This window comes from Micromonospora coerulea (assembly GCF_016598485.1).
GTDB lineage: Bacteria > Actinomycetota > Actinomycetes > Mycobacteriales > Micromonosporaceae > Micromonospora > Micromonospora coerulea.
Genome location: NZ_JAEMUW010000002.1, coordinates 300,910 through 312,699, shown reverse-complemented (window position 1 = coordinate 312,699; position 11,790 = coordinate 300,910). Strand labels below are relative to the sequence as shown.

General features: G+C 70.9%; 13 protein-coding genes. 4 read left to right on the top strand and 9 right to left on the bottom strand.

Features of this window, described 5'->3' with window-relative positions:
• Positions 1–3 precede the first annotated feature (3 nt).
• Together I8N68_RS03840 and I8N68_RS03835 are read right to left on the bottom strand one after the other, a co-directional pair.
• Positions 4–639, bottom strand: a complete 636-nt coding sequence (locus I8N68_RS03840) for an NADPH-dependent F420 reductase (RefSeq protein WP_234038682.1) — start codon at positions 637–639, stop codon at positions 4–6.
• Between the two features lie 17 nt (positions 640–656).
• Positions 657–1,172: a MarR family winged helix-turn-helix transcriptional regulator gene (locus I8N68_RS03835; protein WP_200207670.1), complete on the bottom strand. Its 516-nt coding sequence runs from the start codon at positions 1,170–1,172 to the stop codon at positions 657–659.
• Positions 1,173–1,263: 91 nt separating this feature from the next.
• On the opposite strand from I8N68_RS03835, the gene I8N68_RS03830 reads away from it, so the two are divergent.
• Positions 1,264–2,316 (top strand): LLM class flavin-dependent oxidoreductase, encoded by a 1,053-nt coding sequence (locus I8N68_RS03830; RefSeq protein WP_200207662.1) that lies wholly within the window; start codon positions 1,264–1,266, stop codon positions 2,314–2,316.
• 115 nt (positions 2,317–2,431) lie between these two features.
• Complete coding sequence (locus I8N68_RS03825; protein WP_200207660.1) at positions 2,432–4,099, top strand: glycoside hydrolase family 10-like protein; 1,668 nt, start codon at positions 2,432–2,434, stop codon at positions 4,097–4,099.
• Positions 4,100–4,176: 77 nt separating this feature from the next.
• Here the strand turns inward: I8N68_RS03825 and I8N68_RS03820 are convergent, their stop codons facing one another.
• The gene (locus I8N68_RS03820; protein ID WP_200207652.1) at positions 4,177–5,082 is read right to left on the bottom strand and encodes an NmrA family NAD(P)-binding protein; all 906 of its coding nucleotides are present in this window, start codon (positions 5,080–5,082) and stop codon (positions 4,177–4,179) included.
• 324 nt (positions 5,083–5,406) lie between these two features.
• Here I8N68_RS03820 and I8N68_RS03815 point away from each other — a divergent pair, with 324 nt between their 5' ends.
• The gene (locus I8N68_RS03815) at positions 5,407–5,976 is read left to right on the top strand and encodes a VOC family protein (RefSeq protein WP_200207649.1); all 570 of its coding nucleotides are present in this window, start codon (positions 5,407–5,409) and stop codon (positions 5,974–5,976) included.
• A 53-nt stretch (positions 5,977–6,029) separates the two neighbouring features.
• Here the strand turns inward: I8N68_RS03815 and I8N68_RS03810 are convergent, their stop codons facing one another.
• Together I8N68_RS03810 and I8N68_RS03805 are read right to left on the bottom strand one after the other, a co-directional pair.
• A complete protein-coding gene (locus tag I8N68_RS03810; RefSeq protein WP_200207646.1) occupies positions 6,030–6,581 on the bottom strand; it encodes a hypothetical protein in 552 nt (183 codons plus the stop codon).
• An 87-nt stretch (positions 6,582–6,668) separates the two neighbouring features.
• Positions 6,669–7,388, bottom strand: coding sequence for a TetR/AcrR family transcriptional regulator C-terminal domain-containing protein (locus tag I8N68_RS03805; protein ID WP_200207643.1), 720 nt, complete (start codon positions 7,386–7,388; stop codon positions 6,669–6,671).
• A gap of 121 nt (positions 7,389–7,509) precedes the next feature.
• Here I8N68_RS03805 and I8N68_RS03800 point away from each other — a divergent pair, with 121 nt between their 5' ends.
• Positions 7,510–8,229 (top strand): DUF4386 domain-containing protein, encoded by a 720-nt coding sequence (locus I8N68_RS03800; RefSeq protein ID WP_200207641.1) that lies wholly within the window; start codon positions 7,510–7,512, stop codon positions 8,227–8,229.
• Positions 8,230–8,303: 74 nt separating this feature from the next.
• Here the strand turns inward: I8N68_RS03800 and I8N68_RS03795 are convergent, their stop codons facing one another.
• From I8N68_RS03795 to I8N68_RS03780, 4 genes are all read right to left on the bottom strand, one after another.
• The gene (locus I8N68_RS03795) at positions 8,304–9,155 is read right to left on the bottom strand and encodes a DUF72 domain-containing protein (protein WP_504739813.1); all 852 of its coding nucleotides are present in this window, start codon (positions 9,153–9,155) and stop codon (positions 8,304–8,306) included.
• 91 nt (positions 9,156–9,246) lie between these two features.
• The gene (locus I8N68_RS03790) at positions 9,247–9,735 is read right to left on the bottom strand and encodes a hypothetical protein (protein WP_234038681.1); all 489 of its coding nucleotides are present in this window, start codon (positions 9,733–9,735) and stop codon (positions 9,247–9,249) included.
• A 159-nt stretch (positions 9,736–9,894) separates the two neighbouring features.
• Positions 9,895–10,521 carry a response regulator transcription factor gene (locus I8N68_RS03785; protein WP_200207639.1) on the bottom strand — a complete coding sequence of 209 codons (627 nt, stop codon included), beginning with the start codon at positions 10,519–10,521 and terminating at the stop codon, positions 9,895–9,897.
• Positions 10,518–11,789 carry a sensor histidine kinase gene (locus tag I8N68_RS03780; RefSeq protein ID WP_200207636.1) on the bottom strand — a complete coding sequence of 424 codons (1,272 nt, stop codon included), beginning with the start codon at positions 11,787–11,789 and terminating at the stop codon, positions 10,518–10,520. Before I8N68_RS03780 ends, I8N68_RS03785 begins: the two co-directional genes overlap by 4 nt.
• Position 11,790 lies beyond the last annotated feature (1 nt).

The following is an 11,790-nucleotide window of genomic DNA, read 5'->3' as shown; positions in this document are numbered from 1 at the left end:
GGCTCAGGCGGCCAGCGCCTGCTCGAACTCGGTCTGGCGCAGCGACACACCGAAGACCGGGCCGCCCGGTTGGAGGAGGCGCCCGGCACGCAGGCTGTCCAGCTGGACGGCCGCGTAGCCGATGCCCTCGATGACTTCCGCCACGGTCTTCACCGCGCCCGGGTCGTCCCCGGCGACGCCGAGCGCGCGGCGCTCCAGCGAGCCCGCTGGGCGGCGGTCGTCCTCAAGCTCGTGGTAGCCGATGTGATTGAGGGTCTTGACGACCGTCGAGTGGGCGAGCCGGCGCTGGACGATCTCGCTGCTGCCGTACCGGGGATCGTCGAACATCTGCTGAACGCCGTCGATGGGCGGCCAGTAGTTCATCGTGTCGACGACGAACTTGTCGGCCACCAGGGCGGGGTCGAAGGCCGCGAACTTGTGCAGCGGTATGGCCAGCACCACGACATCGGCGTCCGCGACGGCATCTGCCGCCCAGCGCGGCTCGGCCCCCGGCGCAAGTACCTGGGTGATGAGGGCGATCTTCTCCGGGGAGCCGGAGGCCGCGATGGTCACGGGATGGCCGGCGGCGAGCGCGACGCGCGCGATCACCGGACCGGTGTGCCCCGCACCGAGCACGGCGATCCGTGGCAGCCGTGGCATGGACGACAGGCTGGCCGTCATGACCGTTCCTCCTCGGCACGAGTGGTCGGTTCCGGGTGGAGATGGTGCTGCAGGGACCGCAGTACGTCGGCGAGCGCCTCGAACTGCTCGGGCGTCAGGGCGTCGGCGAAGTGCCTCTTGATGGCCCTCATGTGGGGTGCGGTCGCGCCGGAGAACATCCGCGCCCCGTCATCCGTGAGCGAAACCTCGGAACCGCGGCTGTCGGTGGCGCAGTCGTCCCTGCGGATCAGCCCGCGCCGCTCCATCCGGTTCAGGTGGTGGGAGAGCCGACTCCGCTCCCAGTCGATGGTTGCCGCCAGCTCCGACGAGCGCAGCCGCCGGTCCGCTGCCTCACTCAACGCGAGGAGCACCTGATAGTCCGCCGGTGAGAGGCCCGAATCCTGCAGCAGCTGCGCTCCCAGGACCCGCCGGAGTTCGGCGGTGGTGTCGATCAGCGTCCGCCAGACCGTCAGTTCCGCGCTCGTCATCCGCTGCCGGGCGACCGGAGCCGCGGCGAGGCCCTCGTCACTCATGCTGTCCACCTCACTTCCCTTGACTGGTCAAGCATAGCCGTATGATTGACGCATCAACATTGACGCGTCAATCACACTGGAGGAGCTGGCAATGGCGAGTACGCGTGGCGGACACCCGGTCGTGATCGGTGTCGACAGCTTCGGGGAGATGACGCTCGGCCCTGACGGCGAGCTGCTCAGCCAGCCGCAGAACATCCGCGAACTGGTCGCGGAGGGGGTCCTTGCGGAGGAGTCGGGGCTCGACTTCTTCGGACTGGGCGAGCACCACATCGCCGAGATGCCGCTCTCCGCACCCGACCTGGTCCTGGCCGCCATCGCGGCCCGAACCTCTCGCATCCACCTGGGGTCCGCGGTCACGGTGCTGAGTTCGGACGACCCGGTGCGCGTGTTCCAGCGGTACGCGACCCTCGACGCTCTCTCCGCCGGCCGCGCCGAAGTGATCCTCGGCCGCGGCTCCAGCACCGAGTCGTTCCCGCTGTTCGGCTTCGACCTCGCCGACTACGACCGCCTGTTCGAGGAGAAACTCGAACTTTTCGCCCGACTGCGGACCGAAGAACCGGTCACCTGGTCGGGAACCACGCGGGCCGCCCTGCCGGGACTCGACGTCTACCCGCGTACCGCCGGCGGCGCGCTACCGACCTGGGTGGGCGTCGGCGGGAACCCGGCATCCGTCGTGCGCGCCGCGCGGCACCGGTTCTCCCTGATGCTCGCGATCATCGGCGGCAATCCCGCCCGCTTCGCCCGGCTCTCCGCGCTCTACCGGGCGGCCACCGAGCAGTCGGGGATCGCGCCCCTGCCGATCGGGGTGCACTCGCCGGGGCACGTGGCGGCCTCCGACGAACAGGCGAAGGAGGAGTACTGGCCCACCTATCAGACCTTCATGCTCGACGCCCGCCGGCAGCGCGGCTTCCCGGAGATCACCCGCGACTACTTCGAACACGAGGTCGAGTACGGCTCCCTCTACGTCGGCTCGCCCGAGACGCTCGCCCGACGCATCGTCAAGACCATGACCGCCCTCGACGCGAACCGCTTCGACCTGAAGTACGGCATGGGCCCGATGCCGCACGCCGCCCTCATGGAGAATCTCCGCCTCTTCGGCACCGAGGTCGCACCACGGGTGCGCGAGCAACTCCAGCAGCGGTAGCGGCCGCCTGGGGTTGGTGTTGGTGATCGGGCGGCTGCGTCATGCTGCCTTATCTGACCGTTAAGTAACGGTCCAACTGGTTCACCCGGCCGGCCGCACTGGGCAGACTGGGCCAATGCCCGCCGCCGCTCCGCCCGCTCACCGCCGTCGTACCCGCGCTCTGGTCGCGGTGGTCGCCGCGCTCGCCGTGGCGGCCGCGGTCGGAGCCTGGTCGCTGCGGGACCGGGTTGCTGGCGACGGCGGTGCACCTGGCGACGCGGCGACCATCGGCGCGGCGTCCGACGCCGGCACGGCGGGCGGCACCCCCGCCTGCGCCGGCCGGCCGGCCCGAGCGCCCCGGGAACTGCGCGGCATGTGGATCACGACGGTGAACAACATCGACTGGCCGAGCCGGCGCGGGCTGCCGGCCGAGACGGTGCGGGCGGAGTTCCGGGGCTGGCTGGACCTGGCCGTGCGGCACAACCACAACGCGGTCTTCGTGCACGTACGGCCGAGCGGGGACGCGCTCTGGCCGTCGAGGTACGCCCCGTGGTCGGAGTGGCTGACCGGACACCGCGACGGCCGTGACCCGGGTTGGGATCCGATGGAGTTCATGGTCGCCGAGGCGCACGCCCGGAACCTGGAGTTCCACGCCTGGTTCAACCCGTACCGCGGCGGGCAGCCGGCCACGGTGGGCGGGCCCGGCCCCCGGCTGGACCAGCTCGCGCCGACCCACCCGCTGCGGCGGCACCGCGACTGGGTGGTGACCTATCCCAGCGCAGACCGGCCCGGCAGCCGCCTCTACTTCAACCCGGGCATCCCGGAGGCGCGCGCGTTCGTCGAGGACGCGATGCTGGAGGCGGTCCAGCGCTACGACGTCGACGGGGTGCACTTCGACGACTTCTTCTATCCGTACCCGGAGGCCGGGCAGGACTTCCCGGACGGCGCGGCGTTCGCCCGCTACGGCCGGGGGTACGCCGACAAGCACGCCTGGCGCCGGGACAACGTGAACACCCTGGTCCGGGAGATGAGCGAGCGGATCAAGGCGATCAAGCCGTGGGTGAAGTTCGGCATCAGCCCGTTCGGCATCTGGCGCAACAAGCGCACCGACCCGGCCGGTTCACCGACCGCAGGTTTGCAGAGCTACGACGACATCTACGCCGACACTCGACTCTGGGTCCGGGAGCAGTGGCTGGACTACGTCGTGCCGCAGCTCTACTGGCACATCGGGTTCGGCAAGGCCGACTACGCCAAGCTGCTGCCGTGGTGGGCGGCCACGGTGCGGGGCACCCGGGTGCAGCTCTACATCGGCCAGGCCGACTACCGGGTGGGCGAGCGCGGCGCCTGGCGCGACCCGGCCGAGCTGGACCGCCAGCTCGCCCTCAACCGGCGGCACGGCGTGAGCGGGAGCGTGCACTTCAGCGCCAGGCAGGTACGCGCCGACAAGCTCGGGGCGGTCAGCCGGTACAGCGCTGCCCACTACGCCGGCCCGGCGTTGGTACCCGCGATGGCGCAGCTACCGGCGGCACCGCCGGCCGTACCCGCGGTCACCGGCGCGCGGCGTGCGGACGCCGGCGGGGTGGCGCTGACCTGGCGCGGAGACGGCGCCGCGAGCTTCGCCGTCTACCGCGTGGACGGCGACGCGGCCCAGCTTGTCGGCACCACCCGGGGTACCGGCTGGGTCGACCGCACCGCCCCCGTCGACCGCCCGCTCTCCTACTGCGTGTCCGGACTGGATCGCAGCGGAAACGAGGGCCGACTCAGCGCGCCGATGTCCGTCGCCGCACGCTCTGGCTCCGGTTGACGGCGACCGGCCCGGCCTGCCATGCACGTCGCTCAGGGGCGGCTGTCGTGGCGCTCGGTGGTGCGGTTTCGAGGTGCTCAGCCCAGGTAGAGGTCTCTGCGAGCGGCCACGAACGCCTCGATCGTCTGCGCGGGCACACCCGTCACGCGTTCGACGTCGTTGGATGTGCGGTCGTAGCGGTTTTCGCGGTGCAGTCGGGCCATGGTGGCGATGTGCTGTTCGCTGTGCGGCGGCAGGCCAGCCTTTGCGAGCACCTCCGACTGCCACTGCTCCGGCGGAAGATCCACGTAGGAGACCGGGCGGCCAAGTGCCCGGGAGAACTCCTCGGCCACCTGCGTCATGTCGACGCTGCGTGGCCCGGTCAGCTCGTAGACGTGCCCGAGGTGCGGAGCCGGGTCGCGGAGCACGGTGGCGGCCACCCGGGCGACGTCCTCCACGGCGATCGGCGAGGTGCGCCCGGTGCCGAAAGGTAGCGCGATGGTGCCGTTCATCCGGATCGAGACCGCTGCCAGCGTGGTGAACAGCGGATTGTCCAGGAACGACGTCGGCCGGATGTGTACCACCGGCAGACCGGACCAGTTGAACACCTGCTCCGCCAGCCAGTGCAGCCGCTGCTGGTGCGACTCGGCGGTGCTGGTGGCGGTCATCTGCGACACCGTCCCTTGGGACATGTCGACCAGAGCCATCAGCTTCCCGTACTCCCGCGCCACGGTGGCCACGACCGTCGCTGCCAGCAGGTGGTCCGGTGACACGGGCATCGCGAAGTACATCCGTGCGACACCCTGCAGCGCGGCCGCGACGCTCTCCGGTCGGGTCAGATCGCCCAGGACGACATCCACGCCGATCGCCCGCAGCTCAGCGGCACGATCGTCGTCGCGGCGGACCATCGCGCGCACCGGCATGTCCTGCGCCCGCAGTAGGTCGACGACGGTGCGGCCCACGCCCCCGACGCCGGTGATGAGCACGAGGTCGTTGTCAACCATCGGTTGACCTCCTTCTTGGCGAGCCCCAGTTCGATGATGGCGGGCCCGGCCGGGCGAGGTGGCAGCAGTGGGGAAATGGCCCGGCCCGCGGCGGGCAGAAGATCGTCGCCTGTGCTGGCACCGCTGCGACGGTGAGAAACAGCAGGATGGCAGCCGTAACCGTGATGCTGAGAACGGCGCCCGTGGCAACTGCGCAGGCAGTACCGTCGTACCCGAGACCAGGCCAGGAAACCGACCGGGGCGTCTCACTGTTGGGACGCCGCAGGGAAGCGCATGATGCGCCCTCACCGAGTCCAGGAGGCCGCGATGAGCACGAAGGTCGACATGAAGCTCGAGGTGGTCGTCCTCCCGGTCTCGGACGTCGACCGGGCCAAGGAGTTCTACGGGCGCCTCGGGTGGAGGCTCGACCAGACACCGCCTGGCGTGATCCAGTTCACGCCGCCCGGCTCGCAGTGTTCGGTCCACTTCGGGCCGGACCTCACGTCGGCGGCGCCTGGTTCAGCCAAGGAGTACCTGATCGTGTCCGACCTCGAGGCGGCCCGGAACGCGCTGGTCGCCGTCGGTGTCGAGGTGAGCGACCCTCATCACCTCGGCCCGGAAGGCCCGGTCAGCGGTTTGGACCCCGAGCGCCGTAGCTACTACTCGCGCGCCTCGTTCAGCGATCCCGACGGCAACACCTGGCTGCTGCAGGAGATCACGACCCGGCTTCCCGGGCGCGTCGAGGCTGCCGCGACTTCGTTCAGCTCCGCCCGCGACCTGGCGAGTGCGCTGCAGCGTGCGGCGGCCGCCCACGGCGAGCACGAGAAGCGCATCGGCCAGGCGGACCCGAACTGGCCCGACTGGTACGCGGAGTACATGGTGAAGGAGCAGACAGGCGCCGACCTGCCCACGTGAGGCGTGCGGTCAGCGGGGTGGCGCCTCCTCGACCACCCCCGAGCTAGGCGGGCTCAGCGTCGGTCAAGTTCTGACTGCAGGCGCTGGATGAGCGTCTTGCGAGCCTTGCCCTCGCGTTCGAGTTGCAGTGCCCCTTTGAGTTGCCGGGTGTCAAGGCCGCGGACAAGCTTGGCCGCCTCGGCGACAGTCATTTCCGAGATTCGTGGGGCCGACGTGGCGTTCCGTCGTGCGCGTTTGGCTGGCTGGGTATTGGAAACGTACTGCCTGCCGGACTTGGACTCGTTCCGCTTCTTGGCGTCGGTCGCGCGCTGCTGCTCAGCGGAGAGCTGTTCCCATGCCTGCTTGGGAAGGTAACGACGGGTCTCGCCGTTGCGGCGCGCCCGGGTAGCGCCCTCCCTGGTTTGCCAGTCCTCTTCGCCCCAGCGCTGCAAGGATTTCTGCCGCTGGTCCCGCGGGCCCTGGTAGCCCCCGCCGTGCTTCTCGTACTCCCGGGTCAGTAGCTGCGACTTACGCGCCGACCACTGCCCCTGCCTGCCGCCCTTGTCGGAAGCCTTGATCTCTTCCTTGAGCTGCTCTCTGAGCTCGGGTTTCGTGTAGCGCGCCATGCCCGGCAGGTACCCGAGGCGCCATGGCATATGCCTCCCGCGCCCTCGACTTCGTCGATGCCCGCTGGCTTGTCGACCTGGAACGAGCTACGCACTGGCGCGTGTGGCTCGCCTACGGTCGGTGGAGCTCCAGCCCTGCTGGTGGAGTCGCTCGAACCCGTCCAGGAGGACGTCCAACGCGAACTCGAACTCGAACTGATCGTCGCAGCCTCGACCCACGGCCGATTCCTCGTCGTGCGATCCCGCCGTGGCGATCTCGATGATGTAGGGATACTGCGCTGCCAGCTGGCCGAACATGGCCGCCCGCACGTCCGGGTCAGCGGGTGGTGGTGGGGTGGGAAACACCTCCTGGGTGAAACCCCACATCCGGCTGCCGAGGGCGTGCATCACGTGGTGGGTCAGGTCAACGGAAAAACCGCCGGCCCGGAACATTCCGATCAGCGAGTTCATGTAGTCCAGCACGACCGGTGGGGCGTGCAGGCGCGACTCGATCACCTGGGATGCCCAGCGGTGACGCAACAGCGCGCGTCGGGCCGACAGGATCCGCTGCCGGATGGCGTCCTTCCAGTCCGCGCCCTGGGCGGGTGGATCGATCTCGCCGACGATGATCTCGACCACGCCGTCGAGCAGCTCCTCCTTGTTCGCCACGTGCTTGTAGAGGGCCATCGGCACCACGCCCAGCCGTTCGGCCAGGTTGCGCATGCTCAGCGCCTCGATGCCGACGTCGTCGGCGAGCGCCACCGCGGCGCGCAGCACGCGATCCCGGTTCAACGGGACACGCCGTGGGGCCTGCGCCGACTCAGCCATGCCGCCCACCGCCCAGGTGCCGGTGATGATCGATCTCGCCGCTTGACATGTGTACAGCGTACACCTATGGTTTGGGCATTGAGGTGTACGTCGTACACCTCCCTGCGTGGAAGAGACCCACATGCCATCAAACAGAAGGACGGCCACGGTCGTCGGTGTCCTGTTCCTGGTCACTCACGTCACCTCGATCGCGGCGGTCGCCCTCTACGGACCGGTTCTCCACCACGCCGACTACGTCGTCGGCCCGGGTCCCGACACCCAGGTGCTCCTTGGTGTGTTCCTCGAGGTGGTCCTGGCCCTCGCCATCGTCGGGACGGCGGTCACGCTGTTTCCCATCGTCAAGCGGCAGAACGAGGGTGTCGCCCTGGGCTATGTCGGCCTGCGCACGCTCGAAGCCGGCGTCATTGCCGTCGGCGTCGTTCCGCTCCTTGCCGTCGTGACCCTGCGGCAGGACTCGGCGGGGACGGCCGGCGCCGACGCGACCGCGCTGGGAAGCGCCCTCGTAGCGTTCCACAACTGGACATTCCTGGTCGGGCCCAGCTTCATCTGCGGAACGAACACGGTGCTGCTCGCGTACCTGCTCTACCGGTCCGGCCTGGTGCCCCGGTTCATCCCCGTGCTGGGACTGGTCGGCGGCCCGCTGGTCTTCGCCTCGGGCACCGCCCAGATGTTCGGCATCTACCAGCAGATCTCGGTATGGGCAGCCATCGCCGCCATCCCAGTGTTCGCCTGGGAGCTCTGCCTCGCTCTGTACCTGATCCTCAAGGGCTTCCGGTCTCCGGCCTCGGGGGGACTCGCCACCGCGCCGGTTGTAGCCGACGCCCATCCCGTAGCGGGGTAGCCGCAAAGAGCGGTTGGCTCAGCGGCCAACGCGGGCAGCCTCACGCTGGGTTTGCCACCCTCCGTCCCGCCCGGTCAGAACAGCGTCGACGGCCCCACGGGCACCGGCTCCGGCAGTGGCTCGAGCTCGGGCAGGCGCGCCCGGACCTCGTCGTGGAAGCGGCGGGCGAGGTCGGGGGCGTCGGCGTTGTCCGGGGTGTGCACGAACACGGTCGGCGAGCGACCCTCGCGCAGCCAACCGGTCACCACGTCGAGCCATGGCTGCCAGCCCTCGACCGTCCGCGCGGGGTCGTCCCGGCCGAGGTACCGGACGATCGGCCGGTCGGTCAGCGCGCGGGTGCGCAGCGGCGTACGTGGCTTCCTGGTCCACGCCTCCCGTTCCGCGTCGCTGGTCGGCGGGGTGCGGAAGAACGCGGTGGTGTCGAAGGGGATCCATTCCGCGCCGACCGTGACAAGCGTTTCCTCGAGCGTCCGCACTGCCCGGGGGTCGTCGAAGAACGCCGGGTGGCGGACCTCCACGGCGTACCGGTGGATCGTGGGCAGCCCGCGCAGGAACCGGGCCAGCGCGGGTACGTCGGCGGGGCCGAACGAGCCCGGCAGCTGGATCCAGAGGGCGTGGGCTCGTGGGCCGAGGGGTTCGATCGCGTTCAGGAAGGCCCGAAGCTCGTCGTCGGCGCCGGTGAGCCGGCGTTCGTGCGTGACGACCTTCGGCAGCTTGGGCACGAACCGGAAGTCGGGGTCGGTCTGCCGCGCCCACGACGCCACCGTCTCCGGCGACGGGGTCGCGTAGAAGGTGGTGTTGCCCTCGACCGCGGTGCACCAGCCGGCGTAGGCGCGCAGCCGCTCGTGGGCCGGCAGCGGGTGCGCCAGGAAGCGTCCCTGCCAGGACTTGTGCGTCCACATCGCGCACCCCACGTGCAGGCGCATCCGACCCTCCCACCACTCGACGCCCTGGTGCGCGGCGGTTCGCGCCGCGGATACGTATCCGGTCGGGCGGCCGGATACCGGGGCCCACTCCTCAGCTGGTCGCGCAGGTGGCCTGGAACTGCTTGACGGCGGTGTTCAGGGCCGTCTTGCTCGGCGTCTTCCCGGGGGCCGTCGCGTACGTGTCGGCGAGGTCCGACATGGCGGTCGCGACCTGCTTCGCGGCATCGTTGACCTGGGTGCTCGCGGTGAACATGTGCGCGTAGAGTCCGGCGGCACCAGCGGAATACTCGGCGCTGACAGCGGAGTGCCCCGCCGGCGGCCCAATCTTCTCCGCCTTGGCGACCTTGGCCATGGTGGTCCTGATGTCACCGCTGATGGTGGTGCAGGCGGCCTTGGTGTCGGCGTCCGTGGCCGGAGCACCCGATGCGGTGGCGCTGGCAGCGATCGCCGGCGCCGTGGCCGCCGCGTTGCCGCCGGACTTCGCGGAGTCGCCCGCCGAGTTGTTGCCGTCGTTGCAGCCCGCCATGACGACTACCGCCATGATGACCGAGCTGAACAGTCCAAGCCGGACCGTCCGCATGATCTTGCTCCCCCGTGTGACCTGCGTTCGCCGCCGCAACGTACCAGATCATCGAGGCGCGCCGTGGCCCACAGAGCTGCCGCCAGGGGCAACCTGGACGCGTCACCGCGGCGACCCGACCGGGTCGGCCGCGCCGCCCACCCGACGCGCCTGGCAGCCTCAGGCGCCCCGGGCGAACAGGGCCAGGCGTACCCGGTTGGGGCTGTTGGTCTTGGTCATCAGGCTGGTGATGTGGGTCTTGACCGTGGTGACACCGATGTGCAGCCGATCGGCGATCTCCGTGTTGGACAGCCCCTCGGCGACGAGGTTCAGCACGTCCTGCTCGCGGGCGGTCAGTCCCTGGGCCGGTGGCGGCGTCTCGGCGCGGGCGTGCACCGCACGCTGGACCAGGCGTCGCAGCACCTCCTGGCTGAACGGGCTGTCGCCCGCGGCGGCCCGGCGGATGCCGTCGAGCAGGTCGGCGGGCGGTGCGTCCTTGAGCAGGAATCCGCAGGCGCCGGCGGTCAGCGCCGGATAGAGGTGGTCGTCGTCGCCGAAGGTGGTCAGCACCAGGACGCGGGTGGCCGGGCGGTCGGCGAGGATCCGGCTGGTCGCGGTGATCCCGTCGACGCCGGGCATGCGCAGGTCCATGACGACGACGTCGGGGATGAGCCGCGCGGCGAGGGCGATCGCCTCGCGGCCGTTGTCGGCCTCGCCGACGACCTCGATGTCGGGCTGGGCGTCGCAGAGCATGCGCAGGCCCGCGCGGATGAGGTGCTGGTCGTCGACCAGCAGGAGCCGGATCATGCCGGCTCCGCCGCGCGCGGTGCGACCGAGGTCCCGCGGTCGCGGGGCGGCGGCTGGGCCGGCGTGCCGGCGGGGGAGAGGGAAGCAGCCGTCGGCGCGGGGGTCGTGGCCGGAAGGACGGTACGCACCCGCCAACCCGCGCCGGTCGGGCCCGCCGCCAACTGACCGCCGAGGACCTCGACGCGTTCCCGCATGCCGGTGAGGCCGTGGCCACCGCCGGACGGCACCGCCGCCGGCACCCGGCCGCGCCCGTCGTCCGAGACCTCCCAGTGGACGGCCCCGTCGACCACGGAGACCGTGAGGCGCGCCAGCGCCGACGTGCCGGCGTGCTTGGCCACGTTGGTCAACGCCTCCTGGGTCAGGCGCAACACGGCCAGGCCCCGCACCGCGTCGAGGGCGCCGACCGCCGGGTCGATGTCGGCCTCCACCGTGACGCCGGCCTGGCGGGCCCGGTCGACCGCCGCGCCGAGGGCCGCCGGGACGGCCGACGGCTCGATCGCGGTCAGCGCCGCGTCACCGCGTACCCCGTTGGGGTCGCGCAGGACCGCGACCAGCCGGCGCAGGTCCGCCAGGGCCGCGGTCCCCGTGCCGTGCACGTCGTCGAACACCTCGCCCACCCGCGGATCCAGATCCGTGAGGACGTGCCGGGCCACCCCGACCCGCAGCACCATCGACGCCACGTGGTGCGCGACCACGTCGTGCAACTCGCGGGCGATGGCGGTGCGTTCGTCGGCGCGCGCGGCCCGGCTCTCCGACTCGCGCCGGCGCTGCTCCTCCGCCGCGCGTTCCTCGGCCTGCCGGCCGAGTTCCCGGGTGGTCCGGATGACCAGGCCGAGCAGCAGCGGCAGGCCGACCTCCACGGTCAGCCCGAAGACCCCGGAGAGGAACCGCCCGAACGGATCGCCGATCGAGTCGGTCAGATCGATCGCGGCGAGCAGCCCGGCGGCCAGCCAGATGAGTCCCGGCCGGCGCGCCCACATGGCCAGCTCGAGCAGCGCGTAGCTGGCACCCACCTGGTTGATCGTGGTGTCGTCGACGACCTGGATCGCCACCGCCAGCAGCGCGGCCTGCGCCACCAGGTTGACCAGTGGGCGGCGGTGGACCACCAGCGCGACGGCGAACGCGACCGCCGCGAGGAGCCACTGCGTGGCGGTCGGCGAGCCGCCGGACTGGGTGCCGAAGACCAGGTAGCCGACGCCGCTGAGGTCGAGCAGCAGCAGCCGCGCGAGGGTGTCGCGCGGGTCGAACAGTCGTCCCACCCAGCCCATC

Coding starts and splice junctions, on each gene's coding strand:
- I8N68_RS03780 (WP_200207636.1), bottom strand. CDS start 11,789: ATGGGCTGGGTGGGACGACTGTTCGACCCGCGCGACACCCTCGCGCGG.
- I8N68_RS03820 (WP_200207652.1), bottom strand. CDS start 5,082: ATGGTTGACAACGACCTCGTGCTCATCACCGGCGTCGGGGGCGTGGGC.
- I8N68_RS03795 (WP_504739813.1), bottom strand. CDS start 9,155: ATGCGCCTGCACGTGGGGTGCGCGATGTGGACGCACAAGTCCTGGCAG.
- I8N68_RS03815 (WP_200207649.1), top strand. CDS start 5,407: ATGAAGCTCGAGGTGGTCGTCCTCCCGGTCTCGGACGTCGACCGGGCC.
- I8N68_RS03840 (WP_234038682.1), bottom strand. CDS start 639: ATGCCACGGCTGCCACGGATCGCCGTGCTCGGTGCGGGGCACACCGGT.
- I8N68_RS03835 (WP_200207670.1), bottom strand. CDS start 1,172: ATGAGTGACGAGGGCCTCGCCGCGGCTCCGGTCGCCCGGCAGCGGATG.
- I8N68_RS03800 (WP_200207641.1), top strand. CDS start 7,510: ATGCCATCAAACAGAAGGACGGCCACGGTCGTCGGTGTCCTGTTCCTG.
- I8N68_RS03810 (WP_200207646.1), bottom strand. CDS start 6,581: ATGGCGCGCTACACGAAACCCGAGCTCAGAGAGCAGCTCAAGGAAGAG.
- I8N68_RS03805 (WP_200207643.1), bottom strand. CDS start 7,388: ATGGCTGAGTCGGCGCAGGCCCCACGGCGTGTCCCGTTGAACCGGGAT.
- I8N68_RS03825 (WP_200207660.1), top strand. CDS start 2,432: ATGCCCGCCGCCGCTCCGCCCGCTCACCGCCGTCGTACCCGCGCTCTG.
- I8N68_RS03785 (WP_200207639.1), bottom strand. CDS start 10,521: ATGATCCGGCTCCTGCTGGTCGACGACCAGCACCTCATCCGCGCGGGC.
- I8N68_RS03830 (WP_200207662.1), top strand. CDS start 1,264: ATGGCGAGTACGCGTGGCGGACACCCGGTCGTGATCGGTGTCGACAGC.
- I8N68_RS03790 (WP_234038681.1), bottom strand. CDS start 9,735: ATGCGGACGGTCCGGCTTGGACTGTTCAGCTCGGTCATCATGGCGGTA.